The sequence below is a fragment of the Lacinutrix chionoecetis genome (assembly GCF_053604665.1).
The window spans coordinates 55,112-78,082 of the sequence record NZ_JBSHNQ010000073.1 but is presented as its reverse complement, the minus strand read 5'-3'; the positions used below and the strand labels follow the sequence as shown (position 1 = coordinate 78,082).

The window sequence follows — 22,971 nt, the reverse complement described above, 5'->3', positions numbered from 1 at the left end:
TTATGCTGAGCATTTCGACTACGCTCAATATGTACTACGACGAAGTGCGAAAGCCCATCTGAACGCACTACTAATAATGAGCATTGGACTGATTTCAATCAGCGGGCAGGCGCAACAACTACAAAGCTATATTGAAGAAGCCGTAAGTAACAATCCAGAAATTCAGGCTTTTGAACTACGCTACAATATTGCCGAAGAAAAGGTCAATGAAGCAAACTGGCTACCTAATACGGAAGTAAGCGCAGGCTATTTTGTAAGTGAGCCAGAAACAAGGGTGGGCGCACAAAGAGCTCGGATAGGTGTAAAACAGATGTTGCCCTGGTTTGGTACCGTTACCGCACGTGAAAATTATGCGACTTCAATAGCCGAAGCTGAATATGTGGAAATCACAATCGCCAAACGAAAATTGGCGCTATCAGTAGCGCAATCCTATTACAGGTTGTATGAAACAAGAGCAAAGCAAAAGGTACTCGACGAGAACATCCAACTATTAAAAACTTATGAGCGTCTTGCACTGACTTCGGTAGAAGTGGGCAAGGCATCTGCGGTAGATGTATTGCGATTACAGATTCGTCAAAATGAATTACAGCAGCAAAGAGAGGTATTGGAAGAGGAATTTGGCGCAGAACAAACAACATTCAATAATCTTCTCAATCGGGATGAAAATAGGACGGTTGATTTAGTTCCAGCAATGGAAATTCCAGATAGTGACCCTATATACGGTACGGAAGCTTTATCACTCAATCCTGAACTGCTCAAATACGATAAGCTCTACGAATCCATAGCACAATCAGAATTGCTCAATCAACGTGAGAGCCTACCTATGATTGGCTTTGGTGTGGACTACTTGCCAGTTACAGAACGTAGCGATATGAATCCTATAGACAACGGTAAAGATGTGTTGATGCCTATGGTTTCAGTTTCTATACCCATTTTTAATAATAGGTACAAGTCTATATCAAGGCAAAATGAGATACGCCAACAGGAAATCGAAACCCAAAAAGAGCAACGATTTAATGTTTTGGAATCCGCTTTCGCGAAAGCGATATCCCAACGCAACCAGGCGCGAATTAAATTCAATACCCAAACTAAGAATTTAAAGCAAGCAAAAGATGCCGAGCAAATTCTTATCAAGAATTATGAAACGGGAACGATAGATTTTAACGATGTGCTCGATATACAGGAACTGCAATTGAAATTTCAGATGGAACAAATAGCTTCTGTGCAGCAATATTATGTACAGCAGTCAATTATTAATTACCTAATCAACTAACGATGGCAAAGGATTACTACATAAAAAATATGGTGTGTGACCGCTGCATCAAGGTCTTAAAAGATGAACTGTTTAAGGCTCACATTAGTCTGTTGGATATTGAGTTGGGTAGGCTTCGATTAGATATGAATGAAAAAGAACAATTGAGCATACTTACCGAAATTTTAAAAAGAAATGGATTTGCACTCATCGCTTCTACTGAGGATAAATTGACCGAGCAAGTAAAAATTGAGTTGATAAAGTTATTGAATGTAATGCCCCTTGAAATTGATGGTAAGCTATCCGATTTTCTTGCGGATAAATTACAAAAGGACTATTCAAAAATCAGCAAGGTGTTTTCCATTACCGAGGGCATCACTATTGAAAAATATTTTATCAAACTGAAGATAGAAAAGGTCAAGGAACTTATCCAAACACCCCATTATAATTTCACAGAAATAAGCCAATTGCTCGATTACAGCAACGTCAATCATCTAAGCAAACAATTTAAGGGTGAGACAGGGATGAGCCTAAGCGAATATAAGGATGGTCATAAAAATTTTAGAAATCCTTTAGACAAGATTATATAGATATGAACCAGAATTATAACACAGCAAATTGAATATCAATAATATTTTTGTTAAACAAAAACATTAAGAAAACTATGAAAATGCTAAGAATTATTTCACTACTGCTATTTTCTTCAACAGTATTTGCCCAAGTGGGAACTAACGGACAAGACAGAAAAGAAGAAGGAAGATCTGTTAAAGAGTACAACCTTACCATTGAAGAAAATGAAATGACACTCGCAGGTGTAACCGCTAAAGGAATGACTATCAATGGTAGTATTCCTGGACCGGTTTTGGAATTTAACGAAGGCGACCTTGCCATCATTAATGTAACCAATAAAATGGATGAAGAAACCTCAGTACACTGGCACGGGTTGATACTTCCCAACTTTTATGATGGCGTACCGTATTTAACAACACCGCCAATAAAGCCCGGTACAACATTTCAATATAGAATTCCTATTAATCAATCAGGAACCTATTGGTACCATTCCCATACGATGCTACAGGAGCAAAGCGGTGTTTATGGTTCAATAGTCATTCAACCTAAAGAAAAAACATTGGATTATGACAAAGATTTGGTAGTTGTTCTATCTGATTGGACCAACGAGGACCCAATGAATGTATTGCGAAACCTTAAAAGGGGGAATGAGTGGTATCAAGTTAAAAAAGGAACAGCAGTTCCATTAAGTAGAGTCATCAAAGAAGGTGCCTTGGGAGCACAATTTAAGTTCTGGCGCGATAGAATGGAAGGTGCTGATATAGCAGACATTTATTATCCCGCATTCTTGAGCAATGGTAAATCACTTGCCGAATATCCAGAATTTAAACCAGGAGAAAAAGTACGTCTTCGCTTTATCAATGCCTCGGCTTCTACTTACTACTGGGTAGATTTCGGTGGTGGTAATCCATTGTTAGTTGCAAGTGACGGTGTTGATGTGCAGCCCGTTTCTAAAAGCAGATTTCTCTTTGGTATAGCTGAGACGTATGATGTTATCGTTACTATTCCCGAAGGTACTTTAGAGGTTACCGCTACGGCTCAAGATGGCTCTGGTCATACTTCTATACAATTAGGTAATGGCACTCTCTATCCAGCCAAAAGAATTGATAGACCTGATAAGGTAGCGATGATGAAGCAAATGGCCAAAATGGATATGAAAATGGGTGCACCTGCAATGGTAGGAAACAAAAAAAAGAATACACCTGAAGTTTTAATGCAGAAGTATGGAATGAAGATGAATATGAAAGACGGCGAGATGAAAATGGGGATGCAAGATAAGATGTCAATGAAAGACAGCAAAATGAACGATCAGATGAAGATGGATGATACGAAGGGAATGAAAAAAGACTCAATGGCAATGAATCACAGAGGAGATTCAGATAAAATGAAAGACCATATGCAGCACGATATGTCAAAGATGCAGAAGGATTCTTCCTCATTTGATTACGAAACTCGTAAAACCTATTTTAATTATGATTTTTTAAAAGCAAAAGAGAATACTACTTATAAAGATGATTTGCCAGTAAACGACATCCTGTTGAATCTAACCGGCAATATGCAACGCTATGTTTGGAGTATGAACGGCGTGCCATTATCAGAAACCGACAAGATAAATATAAAAGGTGGCGAGGTAACCAGAATTACACTTAATAACCTCACGATGATGCACCATCCAATGCACTTGCACGGACATTACTTTAGAGTCATCAATGAAAATGGCGAACGTTCCCCATTAAAACATACCGTCAATGTACCACCAATGCAGAAGGTGGTCATAGAATTCTATAACGAAGAATATGGCGATTGGTTCTTTCATTGCCACGTATTATATCATATGATGGGTGGTATGGCCCGTGTGTTTAGTTACGATACACCAAGGGACGAAAGAATGAGAGATTATCCAATGCAGAAACTTATCAATGAGACAGACCATTATTATTCTTGGGGATTGTTGCGTGCAGGCTCAAATTTTAATGAACTCTTTTTGATGTCAAGCAATATCCGAAATGGCTTTGGTTTAAGGGCAGAGTTTGATTATGACAAAAATCTTGAAGCAGAAGTAAACTATAACAGATACCTGAATGATTGGGTGCGCCTGTATGTAGGGGTAAATACAGAAACTTCAACACCCGATTCTTATGATACCTTCAATACAGTAGGTTTGGTGGGTGTAAAATATTTTACACCGTACCGTTTTAATGTGGATGTCAGTATGGACCACCAACTAAGGCCAAGAATTCGTCTGGACAGGGAATTCTTGATTTTTCCGAGAATTTTTCTGGAAGGCGAATACGAATACCGAGCTGACTTTGGTTGGGTGAACGATATTGGAGACACATCCTATCAGGGGGAAACGCAATGGCTGGTGGGAGCCTCATATATCGTATCCCGAAACTTTTCGTTACAGGCAAATTACAATAACCGATATGGCTGGGGTGGCGGCCTTTTAGCCCGATTTTAAAAAGTAATAATTTAAAACAAAGAAAATGAAAACAGTAAAAAGAACAATGAGTACAATGGCACTGGCTGTCACAATGATTTTAACAGCTTCCTGTAAAGACGGAAACAAAGAAGAGGCTGCTGCGCCGATGAGCAATGAGATGCACCAAGAATCTATGGATGACAAGGACGATATGGCGATGAGTGACAACCAAGACGCAAAAGCAGAAGCAATCCTGAATGATTATTTCAACTTAAAAGATGCGCTTGTAAACGATGACAATGGCAAAGCAAAAGAGCTTGGTAACACATTAGCGAAATCACTGAAAGCTTTTGATGCATCCAACTATTCTGATAATGAACAAAGTGAATTGAAAGACATTATTGAAGATGCCACAGAGCACGCAGAGCATATTGGCGAAAGCGATATCAAGCATCAACGAGAGCATTTTAAGATTTTGAGTAAGGACGTTACCGATATGGTAGCCATTACCGGAACGGATAAAAAGCTCTACGAACAATTTTGCCCAATGTATGATGGTGGTACAGCTTGGTTGAGTACAAAAGAGGAAGTGCGTAATCCCTATTATGGTAGCCAGATGTTAAAATGCGGTAAAGTACAACGAGAAATAAACTAATTGAAAGTTTTAAAAATCATAGCGTGGATAGCATTAGGTGCTCTTGTTGTAATTCAGTTTTTTCCGACGGATAAAAATGAAAGCTATACGACACCTGAAACTGATTTTGTCTTGGTAAATAAAGTGCCGTCTGAAATTGAGAATCAATTAATGCAGTCCTGCTATGATTGCCATAGCAATAACACAGTTTATCCTTGGTACAGCAAAATTCAGCCAGCAGCTTGGTTTTTGGAAGACCATATTAAAGAAGGAAAAGCAGAATTAAATTTTAACGAATGGGACAACTATTCAGACAGAAGAAAGAAGAGTAAACTGCGCTCTATCATTAAGCAGATAGAAAACGGCGAGATGCCCTTAGATAGCTACACGCTCATTCATAGGGACGCTATTTTCTCAAAAGAGGAAAAGGAAACAGTATTGAACTATATGAAAACTTTAAAAGATGATTTAGAGTAAAGTCCTGATACGGGAAGGGAATTTTTTCATTGATGGTTGGTTAGTTAGAACCCTTCCCTTTTCAGGCACAATATATATGCTTAAAGAAATAGTAAAATGCTATTGAAGCAGAGACCTACAATGAAAACTTAGAGTTACGTGAAAATGTATGGATAAAAAAAAAGACATAGAAACCACAGGAGCGTTTTATCGGCAGCTTTTCAATAGCTCAAGGTATGTTCTATTGGTGCTTGTTATTGCTTCAATAATCAAACTGTATGCGCTACCTACTATGGAAGAGTCTTATGCTATAATTATCCTTCTGTCATTAACATTACTAAAGATAGGATTCATTATAGCCTTATCCCTTAGCCAACTAATGAAGATAATTGGTCAGAGCCATCTATTGAGCCACGTACTGGTCTTGTTTGGATATTTGATTTTGTTAGTTATTTTGTCGTTTGCAATAGATTTTACAGCATTGCAATTTTTGGATGCTACACATTTCAAAATAAATAATAGTGTCGGTGAAAATGGACTCTCGAAATTTTTCGATTTATCCTATTTCAGTCTTGTCACATTTTCATCTGTGGGCTTTGGAGATATAGTTCCAATTACGATTCCAGCAAAAATTTTAGTAACGCTTGAGATATTACTTAGATTTTTCGTGTTGGTATTTGGAATTGCAAATGTGAATAGAATAAGAGTAAATAAATAACCCTTAAAAACTAAAAGTATGAAAATATTGAAACTTACAACATTTTTAACCCTATTGCTATTTGCAAGTAGTCAAGTCTATAGTCAAAATACAAATGCGGATACAGAAAAGGAAGCGATTTTAAAAGTTATGAAATCGTATAAAGATGCCATTCATAATCTAACTACCGACGGGACGTTCGAGCTTTTTACTCAGGACGCTACTATTTTTGAACAAGGTAAAGTGGAAGGGACTTATACAGAGTATATAAATGGTCATTTGGGTCCAGAATTGAGTCACTTTAAAAGTTTTACATTTTCAGATTATAATATTGATGTAAATGTGAATTTACCCTATGCTTATACAACTGAAAATTACCTGTATACCATAGTTTTAAAAACAGACGAAGGTAAAGGAACTAAGGAACGAACCATTAGAAGTAAAGGAGCTGCGACTTCTATTTTAGAAAAAATAGATGGTGAATGGAAAATCATACACTCTCATACTTCATTTAAAAAATTGAACCAATAGTATAATGCTCTTTTGTTATGATTATATGAATTGAGAATTAAATATAGCATTAATAAATCCCTAAAACTCTAAAGCATTTATGCAAACTTTTGATACGCTTTCTGAAACAATGACTTATTTGCAAGAGCAAGGTTATACAAATGATTTTAATTTATGTTCGGGACACATTGAATGTAATGCGCTAAAGCTAAAATTACATCCAGAAGATTTTGATGTAGATGAGATGCATCGCTTTGAAGGAATGAGCAGTACTGATGACAACAGCGTTCTGTATGCTATTTCATCAAAAAATGGGATGAAGGGATTATTGGTCGATGCCTATGGCGTCTATGCAGAAAATATTTCCGAATCAATGCGAAAAAAATTAAGATAAAATGAAACACACCTATCAAATACAAGGAATGACCTGCAACGGTTGCCGAAATCACGTTGAGCAGACACTTTCAAAAGTGAAAGGTGTGACCAATGCTTCGGTTAATTTAGAAAAAGAAGAGGCGACCATCGAAATGGAATCTCATATTTCTATCGAAACATTTCAGAAAGCATTGAAAGAAGATGGCGGTACGTACAGTATTCACAAATCAGGCGAGCATCATCATAAAGATGATTCCGCTTCCGCGAAAATGCAAAAACCTAATGGGAAAGTTAGAGGAACTTTCTATTGCCCAATGCATTGTGAAGGAGATAAAACCTACGACAAGCCAGGCGACTGCCCAGTCTGCGGAATGGATTTAGTCGAAGAGCAAAATTTGTCAGCAACGACTTCAGAGCAATGGACGTGCCCTATGCATCCAGAAGTCATCAAGGATGAATCTGGAGCTTGTCCAATTTGCGGAATGGATTTAGTGCCGATGGAACCTGATTTATCTGCCGAAGAGAAAACATATAATAAGTTGATTAAGAAATTTTGGATAGCGGTAGCTTTTACGCTTCCTATTTTCTTAATCGCTATGAGTGAGATGATTCCAAACAATCCGCTATACGATGTAATGGAACAGAAATGGTGGAACTGGATTCAATTTGGCCTTTCCATTCCAGTAGTGTTTTATGCCACTTGGATGTTCTTTGAACGTGCCTACCGAAGTATCAAAACGTGGAATCTCAATATGTTCACCTTAATCGGTATAGGTGCAGGCGTGGCGTGGCTCTTTAGTGTTTTTGGGATGCTGTTTCCAGACTTTTTTCCAGAACAGTTTAAAACAGAATCTGGTGCGGTTCACGTGTATTTTGAAGCCGCTACTGTTATTCTAACGCTGGTATTGATGGGTCAAGTTTTGGAAGCCCGTGCGCATAGCAAAACTAATTCAGCAGTCAAAGAATTATTAAAACTTGCACCCAACAAAGCTGTACGCGTAGTTGATGGAAATGAAGAAGAAGTTTCCATAGACCAGATTGAAAAAGGAGATATACTACGTGTGAAGCCAGGAGATAAAATTCCTGTGGATGGCAAAATTATCGAAGGAGAAACTACAGTAGATGAATCAATGATTTCGGGAGAGCCTATTCCAGTTAATAAATATGTAAATGATAAAGTGAGTAGCGGTACCATTAACGGGAACCAGTCTTTCTTGATGGAAGCCGAAAAAGTAGGTAGCGACACCTTGCTTTCCCAAATCATACATATGGTAAACGATGCCAGTCGCAGTCGCGCCCCTATCCAGAAATTGGCAGATACCGTTTCAGGATATTTTGTACCTGTAGTGGTTATCATTGCGGTCATCACTTTCATTGTCTGGGCAATATGGGGTCCAGAGCCAGCTTATGTTTATGCGTTGGTAAATGCCATTGCCGTATTGATTATTGCCTGTCCTTGCGCATTGGGATTGGCAACGCCTATGTCCGTTATGGTAGGTGTTGGTAAAGGAGCACAAAATGGTGTCTTGATTAAAAATGCCGAAGCCTTAGAGAAAATGGACAAAGTGGACACCCTTATCGTAGATAAGACCGGAACCATTACCGAAGGAAAACCTACGGTTGAGAAAGTTGGGTCGTTTGATGAATCTCGCTTTCGCGAAAGCGAAATTCTACATCTTATCGCATCCCTAAACAGTTCCAGTGAGCATCCCCTTGCCGAAGCTACCGTGAAATATGGAAAAGAGCAGAATGTCGAAATATCAAAAACCGAAAACTTTAGTGCAATTACAGGAAAAGGTGTGGAAGGAACAGTTGATGGCAAGAAGCTCGATTTAGGAAATGCCAAAATGATGGAGTACGCCAATGCCAAGCTATCATCTGAAATGGAGAGCGAAGCACAGTCTTTTCAGAAACAGGGAAAAACGGTTTCGTATTTATCCATTGATGGCGAAGTTTCAGGCTATGTGGTTATTGGCGATAAAATAAAAGAAACGAGTGCCAAGGCAATCAAAGAGTTACAGGATAAGGGCATTGAAGTAATAATGCTCACTGGAGATAATCACGACACCGCCCAAGCAGTAGCCAGCGAACTCAATCTCGCCGACTTCAAAGCGGGAATGTTACCGGAAAACAAGTTAGAAGAAGTCAAAAAATTACAGGAACAGGGTAAAGTGGTCGCAATGGCGGGCGATGGTATCAATGACGCACCAGCACTCGCAAAAAGTGATGTAGGTATCGCAATGGGTACAGGAACCGATGTCGCTATTGAAAGTGCGATGATTACGCTTGTAAAAGGCGATTTGCACGGTATCGTGAAAGCAAGAAACCTTAGCCACAAAGTTATGCGTAACATAAAACAAAATCTATTTTTTGCTATGATATACAACACGCTGGGTGTACCGATTGCGGCAGGTGTATTATTCCCAATTTTCGGAATTCTATTATCGCCTATGATTGCGGCTTTGGCAATGAGTTTTAGTTCAGTTTCTGTAATAGCAAACGCACTTAGACTCAGAACAAAATCAATTAACTAAACCATCCTATATAATGAAAAACAGTATTATTCTATTATGTATTATCCTTTTAGCTTCTTGTAAAGAAACTTCAAAGGAAGCACAAGAATTGCCCATTACCGAAAAAACAGAGCAAAATTCAACAAGTGCAGAACCTGCTAAGAAAAAACCATTGAGTCCGCATACAAGCGCAATGGCGATGGTGGGCGATGCGCATATTCATATTGATTATTCATCCCCAGGAGTTCGTAAACGTATCATTTTTGGCGGTTTACTTCCTTATAATACCGTTTGGCAAGCGGGCGCACATATGGCCACTTGGATAGAAACCAATAAGGATTTGACCATTGATGGTAAAGAGTTGAAGGCAGGGAAATACGGGTTCTTTGTTATTCCGAATCAAGAGGAATGGACAATTATTTTTAATTCCAACTGGAACCAGCACGGTAAAGATGAATATAATGAGAAAGATGATGTGATGAGATTTAAAGTAACCCCAAAAATTTCCGAAGAAATCAAGGAACATTTAGAATACAAGGTAACAAAGACTACCAATGATTCAGGAACAATTAGCTTGAGTTGGGAAAAGGTTCTTGTTGAATTTCCTTTTGAAGTATAATAAAATGGTCAAAAGAAAAACAGTACTTAAAATAAGAAAAGCGCATCGCTATCTGGGTATCTTTTTAGGTATTCAGTTCTTGATGTGGACAATTAGTGGAATGTATTTCAGCTGGACAGATATTGATGAGATTCACGGCGACCATTTCAAAAAAGAGATTCCTGAACAAACTGCATTTTCAGATTTACTGGGAAGTTCTCAACTAAATATTCAGGAACCGATTCAATCATTAGAATTACTTGAAATAGCGGATGCGCCCTATTATTGGATTAATGAGACTGTGCTTTACAATGCACTTACAGGAACAAAGAAAAAGGAACTCACAGAACAAGAAGCAATCAAAGTAGCAGAACGCTATATGTTGGCCGATTTAGAATTTGACCAAATACAACGGATTGAATCTGTAGGCGACCACCACGAGTACCGTGGAAGACCATTACCGGCTTATGAGATTTCATATAAAACCGATGAAAATTTAAAAGCCTATGTGGCGATTGAGAATGGAGCTTTTCAAACCGTACGTCATCGCGATTGGCGTTGGTTCGATTTTCTTTGGATGACGCATACTATGGACTATCAAGGTCGAGACAATTTTAATACAATTGTGCTAAGGGCTTTTTCGCTTTTAGGCTTGATAACGGTGTTAAGTGGATTTCTACTTTGGTACACAAGTTCACCCACAATTAAAAAAATCATTAAAACAAAACGTAAATAATTACTTTAAAATAAACTATTATGAATTCAAACGAACACAACAACAAAGAAGGAATGAGCCAGTACACTAAGTTTTTCTTGATGCTGGGAGCATCATTTATAGCAATGTACATTACAATGTATTTAAATACTTATGAATTTGATCACGTAAGATTTAGTCTTACTCGATTTTATATGGTCTGTTTAGGTATTTCTACTATGGCTGTAATAATGCTATTATTTATGCTTAATATGTATAAAAATAAGAAGAAGAATATAGCTATTCTAGTAGGTAGTGTTGTGTTGTTTCTTGGAGCTTTAGGATTAGTGCGTGAGCAAAAATCTACCGTAGGCGATATACTCTGGATGAAAGCAATGATACCACACCATTCAATAGCAATACTGACAAGTGAGCGTGCAGATATACAAGATCCAGAAGTAAAAAAACTTGCAGAGGAGATTATCAAAGCACAACGTAAGGAGATTGAAGAGATGAATGCAATGATTGAACGTTTACAAAACAAAAAATAGTATGAATAAGAACATTTTATATATAGGAATTGCAGTAATCGTGGGACTACTGGCAGGCTGGCTTATTTTTGGTAATTCCGGTAGTGAAGCAAATGCAAACAAGGACGTTTCTGAAATGTCAGATACCCACGACCATTCTGGCGAGTCGCCAAACCAAATGTGGACCTGCTCAATGCACCCACAGATTATGCAGCCCGAACCAGGCGACTGCCCTATATGTGGAATGGACTTGATACCTGCTGAATCTGGTGCAGATGGTCTTGCAGTTAATGAGATTAAAATGACAGAGAACGCAATGGCACTGGCCAACATTCAAACTACTATTGTGGGTAATGGCACTATGTCTGAAGACGATGGAATGATTTCGCTTTCTGGCAAAATCGCCACCAACGAAGAAAACAATGCCGTACAAGCAAGCTATTTTGATGGGCGTATCGAGCGTCTGAATGTCAATTATGAAGGTCAAAAAGTAAATCGTGGTCAATTGCTAGCCACCATTTATGCGCCAAATCTGGTCGCTGCACAACAAGAATTGCTCACAACAGCTTCATTGAAAGAATCGCAGCCTGAATTGTATAAAGCTGTACGCAACAAATTGAAACTATGGAAACTTTCAGAAGCCCAAATTAATGCGATTGAAACTTCAGGAAAAGTACGCGATAACTTTCCTGTCTATGCGAGCGTTTCAGGTACTGTTTCAGAAGTGATGGCACGTGAAGGCGACTATGTAAAACAAGGTCAGCCCATTTTGAAAGTAAGCAATTTGAATTCGGTCTGGGCAGAATTTGATGCCTATGAAAATCAAATTTCAGATTTAAAAGTAGGTCAGAAAATAAAGGTAGTAACCAATGCCTACGCCAATAAAGAATTTGACGCCACGGTTTCTTTTATTGACCCCATACTAAACAATGCAACGAGAACGGTTACCGTAAGAGCAACACTAAAAAATACAGATGACCTCTTTAAACCAGGAATGTTTGTAACGGGTAAGCTCAAAGGGGAAATGATGATGACTAACGAAGTGATAACAGTTCCTGCAAGTGCCGTAATGTGGACAGGCGAACGCTCATTGGTCTATATAAAAACCAATCCCAACGAACCCGTTTTTGAAATGCGTGAAGTAACCATCGGAAATCGTAATGGCGAAAATTATGCTGTAACAGAGGGCTTACAAAATGGCGATGAGATTGTGACCAACGGAACCTTTACGGTAGACGCAGCAGCACAGCTACAAGGCAAAAACTCTATGATGAATCAGGGAAAGAAAGAGGATGCTATGATGCCAATGTCTGAAATGGAAATGGAATTTTCAGAGAATTTTCAAAGGCAATTTAAACAAGCGCTCAAGCCTTATTTACAGATGAAAGATGCTTTGGTAGCGAGCGATGCAAATCAGGTTTCCGCTTTCGCGAAAGCGACATCAGTATCCTTAAAGTCCGCAGATATTAAAAGTCTCGGTAGTATGGAACAATCACATATCAAGAAAAGTGTCGAAATGCTCGATGCCATTTCAGCGAATGACAATCTGGAAAATCAACGTGACCATTTTGTGATATTAAATGAAAATATGGTGCCCATTGCGATGAATATAAATGGAACTGATGCGATGCTATATGTTCAGAAATGCCCAATGGCAAATAATAATAAAGGCGCAGTTTGGCTAAGTGCTGAGAAGGATATACGCAATCCCTATTATGGCGATGCAATGCTTACTTGTGGTAGTGTGATTGAGGAAATCAAATAAAAACCTTTGCACACCAGTTGCATTATAATTCTGTTATCTTTGTATTGTGAAAATCTTTACGCTCATATTCTCATTTTATCTGCTTGCGCTTAATTTTGCGCCTTGCAGTGATGCAAATGTTGACTCTTCTGAGGATAGCACGCAAATAGAATTTTCACAAAGTGATACAGGCGATCACGACCACAATCTACTTGATATGTGTTCTCCTTTTTGTCATTGTCACTGCTGTCACGTTCACACGTTGGATTTTGGGTTAAATATCTTAGACCTTTACCATCCAGCAGACTATAAACTTTCTACGGTTTATTTTGACAGTATAGGCAAGGATATTTCCCTTTCCCTATTACAACCACCACGGGCATAATTCAGTTTTTATAGGATAGCTATATCCTGTTGTAATGTTTCCCTTTGGGAGATATTATTTGTTTTCGCTTTCGCGAAAGCGTACACCCATTTATTAACTGAATTAATACCACAATTAAATGATTAATAAAATCATTGATTTTTCAATCAATAATAAATTTATTATTGGCTTGTTTACCTTAACTCTTATAGGAGTCGGTATTTGGTCTATGGCAACAGTAAATCTTGGATCTGTGCCAGATATTACCAATAACCAGGTACAGGTCATCACACAATCGCCCAATCTGGGAACGGAAGATATCGAGCAGTTTGTAACCTATCCGGTAGAATTATCTATGGGTAATTTGCCAGGCGTTACCGAAATACGATCTATCTCACGTTTTGGACTCTCTGTAGTAACCATCGTTTTTGAAGACGATATGGGGACTTATCTTCCTCGACAGCTGGTAGGGGAAAAACTTAATGAATTGGGCGAATCCATTCCTGAAAAATTTGGAAGTCCGTCTATGGGTCCTATTTCCACTGGGTTAGGTCAAATTTATGAATACACCATAAAACCAGAAGAAGGTTTTGAAACTAAGTATTCGCCTATGGAACTGCGCACCGTGCAGGACTGGGTTATCAAAAGACAACTTACTTTGCTGGAAGGTGTGGTAGAAGTTAACTCTTATGGCGGTAGTATTAAACAGTACGAGGTTGCTGTAGATCCAGAGAAGTTAAACAGTATGGGCATCAGCATTTCACAAGTGTATGAATCTCTTGCTATGAACAATGTCAATACTGGTGGCGCCTATATAGAAAAAAATAAAATGTCAAATTTCATAAGAGGCGAAGGTCTAATTCGCTCTTTGGAGGACATTAAGAATATCTCGATTACTAATGAAGGTAATGTTCCTATAACTATTGGAGATGTGGCAACGCGTGTCCATTTTGGGAATCAAGTGCGTTATGGTGCATTTACACAGGACGGTAAGGAAGCTGTTGGTGGTATTATAATGATGCTTAAGGGTTCTAATCCTAATGCAGTCATTCAAAATGTGAAGAATCGTATGGCAGAAATTGAAAAATCCCTGCCAGAAGGACTAAGCATCGTCCCAATAATTGATCGTAGCGAGCTAATTGCGCGAACTACAGATACGGTTAAAACCAATTTACTAGAAGGTGCCTTGATTGTGATTTTTGCCCTTGTTTTATTGCTGGGTAGTTTAAGAGGCGGAATCATAACAGCCACGACCATACCACTGTCCTTACTTTTTGCCTTTATCCTGATGAAGCAGTTTAATGTATGGGCAAACTTAATGAGTTTGGGAGCTATTGATTTTGGAATCATCATAGATGGTGCAGTGATTATTATAGAAGGAACGGTGTATGAGATCCAAAAACGAATTAGGTCTGGCAAGTTAAAATTCAATCAAGACATAATGGATAAAGTAGCCTATGAAGCGGGAAGCACAATGATGGGTTCTGCTTTTTTTGGACAAATCATTATTCTCATAGTTTTTACACCCATACTTTTTCTTACAGGTGTAGAAGGTAAAATGTTCAAACCTATGGCATACACCTTTGGGTTTGCAATGATAGGTGCCATTATTCTTTGTCTTACTTATGTGCCTATGATGTCTGCGCTTTTTATGAAACCAGTACAAAATACCAAAAACTGGTTCGGTAGGTTTGAGCGCTGGCTCGAAAAAATAAGTGATAAAATAATAGGTGCTGTTCATAGTGCATATATGCCATTGTTAAAGGGAGCACTTAAGCTGAAACTAATCGTTTTATCAGCCGCGGCAGTTTTACTTGTCATCGCAGGTTTTATCTTTTCTAATATGGGTGGAGAATTTGTGCCGCAGCTCGATGAAGGAGATCTAGCAATGCAGGCCCTCATAAGACCAGGAAGTTCGCTGTCAGAATCCATTGAAGTTTCCAAAAAAATAGAAAACATTCTATTAGATAATTTCCCTGAAATTAAAACAGTCACAGCACGTATAGGTGTAGCAGATATTCCTACAGATCCTATGCCTATGGACATTGCAGATATGTACATCATCCTTAATAAGGATATGGATGACTGGACAACCGCCTCTACTAAAGAAGGTTTGATAGATGCCATTAGAGATAAATTGAATGAAGAACTCGTGGGTGTGAATTTAGTATTTACTCAACCTGTAGAGCTGCGGTTTAACGAGCTTTTAGAAGGTGTGAGAGAAGACATTGCGGTAAAGCTTTATGGCGAAGATTTAGAGGTATTGTCAAAAAAGGTTCAGGAAATGGCAGCTATTATACAGACTGTTCCTGGTGCTGGCGATGTGAGTGCAGAACGTACAGCTGGATTACCACAGATGACCGTAAAATTTAGGCGAGATAAAATGGCGCAATATGGACTGGATATTCAAAAAGTCAATGATTACATAAGTACTGCATTTGCAGGTGGTACGGCTGGTGTCATTTTTGAGGGCGAGAAACGATTTGACCTCGTGGTACGATTTGATGAAAGCCATAGAAAAAGTATTGATGACCTGCGCAATATGTATATCGATCTTAAGGATGGAAATCAGGTGCCCATTATCGAAATAGCCGAGATTGAATACGTGCCTGGACCTATGCAAATCTCACGTGATAATACGTATAGAAGAACCTATGTAGGTGTAAATGCTCGAGGAAGGGATGTGGAATCTGTAGTAAAAGACATTCAGAAAAGATTAGATGAAGAACTGGATCTGCCATCGGGCTATTATATTACCTATGGTGGCGAATTTGAGAATCTGCAAAGTGCAAAGGATCGTTTGATAATCGTTGTGCCTATCGCTCTGTTTTTAATATTCATACTGCTGTACTTTGCTCTAAAATCCTTTTCACAATCTTTAATGATTTACATCGCGATACCCTTGGCGGCCATCGGTGGTGTGTTTGCCTTATGGTTGAGAGATATGCCTTTTAGTATTTCGGCGGGTGTAGGATTTATTGTGCTATTCGGTGTCGCAGTTCTCAACGGGCTGGTACTTATTAACCGATTCAATTCTTTAAAAGAAGAAGGTGTCGTAAGTATAAAGGATAGAATATTTAAAGGGACTAAAGAACGTATTCGTCCCATTATGCTCACGGCTACTACAGATATCTTTGGCTTTTTACCTATGGCGTTTTCCACATCTGCTGGTGCAGAGGTGCAGCAACCACTAGCTACAGTGGTTATCGGTGGTATGCTTACAGCGACGCTACTCACGTTGGTCGTTCTTCCCGTGCTCTATACGTTTATAGAAAAGAGACGCGAGCGCAAAGACCAGAAAAAGATTGGTTCGTTTAATACGCAAGCGTTGACTACAATTTTGATACTTGGTTTTATGTTAGGTGGTACCTCTTGGGCATCTGCCCAGAGAGCAGTCGAAGAAAAAGCGAAACAATCACAAGCACCTTTGCAGGATAGTATTGTTCAGGACAGTATCATACCCATCACACTATCACGAGCGGTTGAAATTGCCAAAGAGAATTACCCTGTACTTAAAACGAGCCAACTCGAAATTGAAAGACAGAATGCACTCACAGGCAATGCTTATGATTTCGGAAATACACAGGTATTTACTGGTGGTGAGGAAGTAGCCAATGGTCAGGGCATTTATACCTTGATAGGCATCGGACAGCAGAATATTGATCTACTGGGAATAGGTGCCAAGGAACGTTTACAACAACAACGGATCGAGTTGGCACAAACGGCATTTGACCTTTCTAAAATCCTGGTAGAACGGGAAGTTAAAAAAGCCTGGTCAGAAGGTTTTCAGGCAAAAAAGAAGTTCCTCTTGTACCGAGAATTGGACAGTATTTACAATCAGTTTGCACAATCTGTAGAACTCAATTATGAAGTGGAAGCCATTTCAAGGCTGGAATATGATGCTGCGCGCAATCAAGCTTTGCGGGTCAATAATAAATTTCAACAGGCAGAAACAGACTATTTGATCGCTCTTCAAAAACTCAACCTATGGTTGACACCAGATACGATGTACACCGTTACTGATGAATTGGAAGCTGATGAAATTTCGATTTCAGAGACAGTTGAAATATTGAATGATCATCCCGAATTATCGCTTTCGCGAAAGCGTATAGACGAAGCACAGGCAAGCTATGATGCAGCAAGGGTAAATCTATTGCCCAAGTTCAATCTGCAAGGTGGTCTGCAACGAGTAAATGGCGATAGCGGTTTCTACACCTATCAAGTGGGTATTACCGTTCCGCTGTTTTCTGGCCCAGACCGCAGCCGCGCAAAAGCTGCAAAACTGGATACACAGATTGCAGAAACCGATGCAGCCTATAAACAGCGTGAGTTACAATCTCAATATACACAAGCGATGCAAAATTATGTGCGATGGCGGGACACTTGGTTTTTCTATAAAACCGAAGCGCTGCCGCTTGCCATAGACCAGCGAAAGGGTGCGTTGCTGGCATATAAAGAAGGAGCGCTGGACTATGCGGCATTCACACAAATCATCAGGGATGCCATCCAGACTGAAATGGATGCGCTAGATGCACTCGATAATTATTTAAAAGCCTTGTTTGAACTACAATATTTCCAAAACTAAAAAGATGAAAACGATAAAATATATACCTGTTAAAACGATGCTACTAGCATTATTATTGACCAGTTGTGGCGACTCAAAAACTGAAGATGGCCACGATGAAGCCACCCATTCTGAAACAGAAAAAAACCATTCTGAAGGTGAAACTGATGAAGAAAACCATACCGAAGGCGAGGCTAAAGAAGTAATGCTTACGCAAGAACAGTTTGTAGCCTTACAAATGGAAATTGACACTCTTGCGCAGCGCAATATGAGCGGTTACGTAGAAGCAAACGGAACGCTTGAAGTGCCACCACAAAACGAAGCTAATATTACCACGCTTGCGGGAGCAAATGTGGCTTCCATAGAAGTAATTGAAGGCGACGAGGTTAAAAAAAATCAAGCGGTAGCATACCTCTCACATCCCAGTATTATACAGATACAGAGTGATTACCTAAATGCATACAGCAACAGTCTTTTTTTAAAACAAGAATACGAACGTCAAAAAAGACTTTATGAAGCTGGCGTGGCATCTGGTATGAATTATCAAAAGGCCACCGCAGACTATCAGGCATCTACGGCAATGGTAAAAGGCCTTGAAGCGCAATTGCGACAGTACAACATCAATGCAAGTGGCGTGCGCAATGGTACGATTTACCAGCGTGTGGCATTACGCAGTCCCATTGCAGGTGTTGTAGAAAAGGTATTTATAAAAACTGGGCAGTATGTAGAGCCACAGACCAATCTGATGGAAATAGTAGACACAGACCACGTACACGCAGATTTAATGGTTTTTGAAAAAGATGTAGATAAAGTAAAGAAAGGACAAAAAGTGCGCTTTAGTATTCAATCGCGTCCAGGAAAAGAACTGGAAGCCGAAATTTATTCAGTCAGCCAGACCTTCGAACAAGATCCCAAAGCAGTGCACGTTCACGCTGAAATTGAGAACAAAGAAGGCGGTCTTATACCTGGAATGTATATAAAAGGTAAAATTGAAGTTGACAACCAGCAGACTATAGCACTACCAGAAAGTGCCGTAGTTACAGAAGCTGGAAAGACGTATGTATTTACAGCGCAAAGGGAAGGCGATGCGTGGAGTTTTACACCCATAGAAGTTATGACTGGCGAAAAAGATGGTGACTGGATAGCGATACGTTTTTTTGAAACCCCAAGTCCAAAAACACGTTTTGCATTTAATAATTCCTATTACCTTATGGCAGAAATGAACAAAGGCGATACAGAACACTCACATTAGGAGATATGAAAAAAACGAGGAAGAGAAATTTAAAAGAAGCCAGAACCCTACAGATATGGAACGTCATCTATGACATCATTGAAGTGGTCGTATCGCTTATCGCAGGATTTACATCAAACAGCTCTGCCTTAATTGGCTGGGGACTTGACAGCACCATCGAGGTAATAAGTGCTGGAACATTGGGCTGGCGGTTGCACGGCGAAATCAAAGGAATAGATGAGAAACGTGTAGAAACGCGAAAAATGATAACGCTTTATGTCATTGCAATCTCTTTTGCGCTCATCTGTGCCTTTATATCCTATGATTCCATATCTAAATTAATAAGTCAAGAAACCGCATCTTGGTCAACTATTGGGGTTGTGATATTAGTAATATCCTTAATCGTAAATCCCATTTTGATTTATTACAAAAGGAAATATGGTAACAGATTGGACAGTCCAGCTCTAAAAGCTGATGCAAAGGATACATTTATTTGCCTTTATCAAACGGTAGTAGTTTTATTAGGATTACTACTTGTGAATTGGTTAGGCTGGTGGTGGGCAGACCCAATTGCTGCGCTGCTGATTGTTCCATACGCAGCAAAAGAAGGATGGGAAGCTTTATCGAAGGCAAAAAAAATAAAAAGTAATCTGAAATAACAATGACCGAAATAGAAAAAACATTAGAAAATCATCAAGTACGTCCTACAGCGATGCGCATTTTGATTTATAAATATTTGGCAGAAAAGGAAATTGCAGTAGCACTAACAGATATTGAGTCCGCTTTCGCGAAAGCGGAACGCACCACACTATATCGTACACTCAAAACCTTTGAAGAAAAGAAAATTGTTCATCAAATAGATGATGGTACTGGCATTTCAAAATATGCGCTATGCGAAAGTGGTTGCAACTGTGAGATTGACCAAGATTTACACTTGCATTTTCATTGTAATAATTGCAATGAAACGGTGTGTCTTACGGAACATAAAATCCCTCAAATAAAAGTGCCTGATGGGTTTGTTTCAGAAAATGTGAATCTGGTCGTAAAAGGAATATGTGATAAATGTAGTGGTCAATAAATGCACTTCTGTTGCACTAGTTATTAAACTACTTTTATTCAAAATCAATGGATATGAGGTTCAATATTAAAATACCAAGACATCTAAGACAGGCATATAGTAAAGAATTAGAGTTGTACCGCAATAATTTGAAAATGGAACAATTTGCAATTGCTTGGTATCATTTAGAAAGGAGTCATATTATAGGTCAATCGTATCCAATTGAGCATACCTATTCACATTGGTTAATGTTGAAATTTGGGTTTATGCAAAAGAATACTAAAGAAGTATTTGGTCAAATAATCAGATTAGTTGTTGGTGGTTGGAAGTCGTTTATTAATCACGTTCCACTAGGAAATACAGGAGGTTCAAATGTGCCACCATTAAAACGTATGCCTATACCAAATGACATAATTAACTTATTCAATAGTCAATGAAAAAGAAAAAAATAAATTTACGGGACATAGACCCTAAAGAACATAAGGGCGAGCACAGTCACGATGATGGACACAATCACAGTAGTCCAGACGAAGTGTCTAATTTGAAAACTTATCTACCGGCGATTTTCAGTTTTGTAATGCTTATAATAGGTATTGCAGTTGATTATTTTGACACTTTTCCCTTCTTTAAAGGATGGGTAAGAATCGTATGGTACACCGTAGCTTATATCCCTGTTGGCTTCCCTGTAATAAAAGAAGGTTGGAACAGTATTAAGAATGGAGATTTCTTTACGGAGTTCTTTTTAATGTCCATTGCAACTTTGGGCGCATTTGCCATAGGAGAATACCCAGAAGGTGTAGCTGTAATGTTGTTTTATGCCGTGGGCGAATTATTTCAACAAGCAGCGGTTAACCGAGCAAAAGGAAATATCAAGGCTTTATTAGATGTGCGACCTAATGAGGCGTTAGTATATCGAAATGGCGACTTCATTTCGGTTAATCCTGAGACGGTTGAGATAGGCGAAAAAATTCAAGTACGCGTAGGAGAAAAAGTGCCTCTTGATGGAATATTACTTTCAGATAAAGGTTCTTTCAATACCGCTGCTCTTACCGGAGAAAGTAAACCGGATACCGTCCAGAAAGGAGCATCTGTATTTGCAGGAAGTATCAATCTTGATGGAGTTATTGAGGTAGAAACTACTAAGAAGTTTAAAGACAGCTCTATCGCACGTATTCTAGATATGGTGCAGAATGCCACCGCTCGTAAATCTAAAACCGAGTTGTTTATTAGAAAATTTGCTCGTGTTTACACGCCTATTGTAGTTTTCTTAGCCATAGGTCTGACCTTTTTACCGTATTTCGTTGTAGATGATTATGTGTTCAGAGACTGGCTATATCGAGCTTTAATCTTTCTAGTTATCTCTTGTCCTTGTGCTTTGGTAATATCCATTCCGCTAGGATATTTTGGTGGATTGGGTGCTGCATCTCGCAACGGAATCCTGTTTAAAGGCGCATCATTTTTGGATGCAATGACTAAGGTGAATACCGTGGTAATGGATAAGACGGGAACGGTGACCAAAGGTGTTTTTAAGATTAAGGAAGTGGTAAATAAATCCACTTTTGCGGAAGCTGAATTTATGCAGTACCTGATGGCGATGGAAGAACAATCCACACATCCTATTGCAAAAGCAATTCTGGAATACAAGGCAGAAGGTGCCGACTATGAAGCTACAGAAGTATCTGAAATTGCTGGTAAGGGATTAAAAGGAAGTGTAAATGGGAAAACCGTTTTGGTAGGAAATAAAGCATTGATGACTTCAAATAGCATAGATGTTCCTGCTGAAACCGATAGCATTATTGAGTCCATCGTGATGGTGGGTATCGATGGCAAATTTGCTGGCTATGTTACCATTGCCGATGAACTCAAGGAAGATGCCCATCAGGCGATTAAGCAAATTCGCGAGGCTGGTATCTCTAAAATCATAATGTTGTCTGGCGATAAGGATTCCATTACCCAACAAGTTGCTAAGGAATTAGGCATAGATTGGGCAAAAGGTGGTTTATTGCCAGAAGATAAGCTTAACGAAGTAGAAAAACTCAAAGCACAACCAGATACAACAGTCGCTTTTATAGGCGATGGTATTAATGATGCACCTGTTCTGGCAGCAAGTGATGTTGGTATGGCAATGGGTGGTTTAGGAAGCGATGTTGCTATTGAGACTGCCGATGTGATTATTCAAAACGACCAACCTTCAAAGATTGCTCGCTCCATAAAAATAGGACGTTCTACCAGAAGTATCGTTTGGCAAAATATTGTTTTAGCATTTGGCGTAAAAATTATAGTTCTCATTTTAGGAGCTGGTGGACTTGCCACAATGTGGGAAGCTGTTTTTGCAGATGTTGGTGTTGCCTTGCTTGCTATTTTAAATGCTGTTAGATTACAGAAGATGAAGTGGGATTAAATCTTTGCGAGGAAGCATTATTTATAATCATTGATTTTGAGAGAATTAAGCTAATATCTTCCTTCAAAAAGTTCGAACTCTGTCCCGTTGAGTTCACATTACTTAATAAACCACGCTCATTTTTATGAGCGTGGTTTTGTGTTTTCTGGAAATGCTGAAAGCCGGATGCTTCCCTTAATGAACATAAATATAATACCAGCAATGACAATAGAGTGGCTTGGTTTCTTATTTAAAACATTGAGTATAGCCAGAATATGCAATTCTGTGGAGGTCACTAATAAATAATTTAATAAGAAAAAACGCCAAGCTTGCTTGAGCTTTTTTGTTTGAATTATTTTAAAAGCGGAGTTGATTTTTAT

20 protein-coding genes are annotated in these 22,971 nt (G+C 38.9%); all 20 read left to right on the top strand.

Features of this window, described 5'->3' with window-relative positions:
- Positions 1–76: 76 nt before the first annotated feature.
- Entirely contained in the window at positions 77–1,273 is a 1,197-nt protein-coding gene (locus tag ACVC43_RS06875) for a TolC family protein (protein WP_144665644.1), read from the top strand.
- A 2-nt stretch (positions 1,274–1,275) separates the two neighbouring features.
- Positions 1,276–1,842, top strand: a complete 567-nt coding sequence (locus ACVC43_RS06870; RefSeq protein WP_144665642.1) for a helix-turn-helix domain-containing protein — start codon at positions 1,276–1,278, stop codon at positions 1,840–1,842.
- A gap of 74 nt (positions 1,843–1,916) precedes the next feature.
- Positions 1,917–4,283 (top strand): multicopper oxidase domain-containing protein, encoded by a 2,367-nt coding sequence (locus ACVC43_RS06865; RefSeq protein ID WP_144665640.1) that lies wholly within the window; start codon positions 1,917–1,919, stop codon positions 4,281–4,283.
- A 25-nt stretch (positions 4,284–4,308) separates the two neighbouring features.
- On the top strand, positions 4,309–4,899 hold the full coding sequence (locus tag ACVC43_RS06860) for a DUF3347 domain-containing protein (RefSeq protein ID WP_144665638.1): 591 nt from the start codon (positions 4,309–4,311) through the stop codon (positions 4,897–4,899).
- Positions 4,900–5,355 carry a heme-binding domain-containing protein gene (locus ACVC43_RS06855; protein ID WP_144665636.1) on the top strand — a complete coding sequence of 152 codons (456 nt, stop codon included), beginning with the start codon at positions 4,900–4,902 and terminating at the stop codon, positions 5,353–5,355.
- A 148-nt stretch (positions 5,356–5,503) separates the two neighbouring features.
- Positions 5,504–6,052, top strand: coding sequence for a potassium channel family protein (locus tag ACVC43_RS06850; protein WP_144665634.1), 549 nt, complete (start codon positions 5,504–5,506; stop codon positions 6,050–6,052).
- A gap of 18 nt (positions 6,053–6,070) precedes the next feature.
- Positions 6,071–6,562, top strand: a complete 492-nt coding sequence (locus tag ACVC43_RS06845; protein WP_144665632.1) for a YybH family protein — start codon at positions 6,071–6,073, stop codon at positions 6,560–6,562.
- A gap of 79 nt (positions 6,563–6,641) precedes the next feature.
- On the top strand, positions 6,642–6,935 hold the full coding sequence (locus ACVC43_RS06840; protein ID WP_144665630.1) for a phosphoribosylpyrophosphate synthetase: 294 nt from the start codon (positions 6,642–6,644) through the stop codon (positions 6,933–6,935).
- Between the two features lies 1 nt (position 6,936).
- Positions 6,937–9,450: a heavy metal translocating P-type ATPase gene (locus ACVC43_RS06835; RefSeq protein ID WP_144665628.1), complete on the top strand. Its 2,514-nt coding sequence runs from the start codon at positions 6,937–6,939 to the stop codon at positions 9,448–9,450.
- Between the two features lie 13 nt (positions 9,451–9,463).
- Complete coding sequence (locus tag ACVC43_RS06830) at positions 9,464–10,048, top strand: DUF2911 domain-containing protein (RefSeq protein ID WP_144665626.1); 585 nt, start codon at positions 9,464–9,466, stop codon at positions 10,046–10,048.
- Between the two features lie 4 nt (positions 10,049–10,052).
- Positions 10,053–10,763: a PepSY domain-containing protein gene (locus ACVC43_RS06825; RefSeq protein ID WP_452223818.1), complete on the top strand. Its 711-nt coding sequence runs from the start codon at positions 10,053–10,055 to the stop codon at positions 10,761–10,763.
- Positions 10,764–10,783: 20 nt separating this feature from the next.
- Positions 10,784–11,272, top strand: coding sequence for a DUF305 domain-containing protein (locus tag ACVC43_RS06820; RefSeq protein WP_144665622.1), 489 nt, complete (start codon positions 10,784–10,786; stop codon positions 11,270–11,272).
- A 1-nt stretch (position 11,273) separates the two neighbouring features.
- A complete protein-coding gene (locus ACVC43_RS06815) occupies positions 11,274–13,016 on the top strand; it encodes an efflux RND transporter periplasmic adaptor subunit (protein WP_144665620.1) in 1,743 nt (580 codons plus the stop codon).
- Between the two features lie 46 nt (positions 13,017–13,062).
- On the top strand, positions 13,063–13,380 hold the full coding sequence (locus ACVC43_RS06810; RefSeq protein ID WP_144665618.1) for a DUF6660 family protein: 318 nt from the start codon (positions 13,063–13,065) through the stop codon (positions 13,378–13,380).
- 118 nt (positions 13,381–13,498) lie between these two features.
- Entirely contained in the window at positions 13,499–17,944 is a 4,446-nt protein-coding gene (locus ACVC43_RS06805) for a CusA/CzcA family heavy metal efflux RND transporter (RefSeq protein ID WP_144665616.1), read from the top strand.
- A gap of 4 nt (positions 17,945–17,948) precedes the next feature.
- On the top strand, positions 17,949–19,175 hold the full coding sequence (locus ACVC43_RS06800; RefSeq protein WP_126448542.1) for an efflux RND transporter periplasmic adaptor subunit: 1,227 nt from the start codon (positions 17,949–17,951) through the stop codon (positions 19,173–19,175).
- A gap of 5 nt (positions 19,176–19,180) precedes the next feature.
- On the top strand, positions 19,181–19,813 hold the full coding sequence (locus ACVC43_RS06795; protein WP_126448541.1) for a cation diffusion facilitator family transporter: 633 nt from the start codon (positions 19,181–19,183) through the stop codon (positions 19,811–19,813).
- A gap of 2 nt (positions 19,814–19,815) precedes the next feature.
- Entirely contained in the window at positions 19,816–20,232 is a 417-nt protein-coding gene (locus ACVC43_RS06790) for a Fur family transcriptional regulator (RefSeq protein ID WP_159259737.1), read from the top strand.
- Between the two features lie 53 nt (positions 20,233–20,285).
- A complete protein-coding gene (locus tag ACVC43_RS06785; RefSeq protein ID WP_105018940.1) occupies positions 20,286–20,648 on the top strand; it encodes a DUF3703 domain-containing protein in 363 nt (120 codons plus the stop codon).
- Positions 20,645–22,612, top strand: coding sequence for a heavy metal translocating P-type ATPase (locus tag ACVC43_RS06780; protein ID WP_159259738.1), 1,968 nt, complete (start codon positions 20,645–20,647; stop codon positions 22,610–22,612). Before ACVC43_RS06785 ends, ACVC43_RS06780 begins: the two co-directional genes overlap by 4 nt.
- Positions 22,613–22,971: the final 359 nt, after the last annotated feature.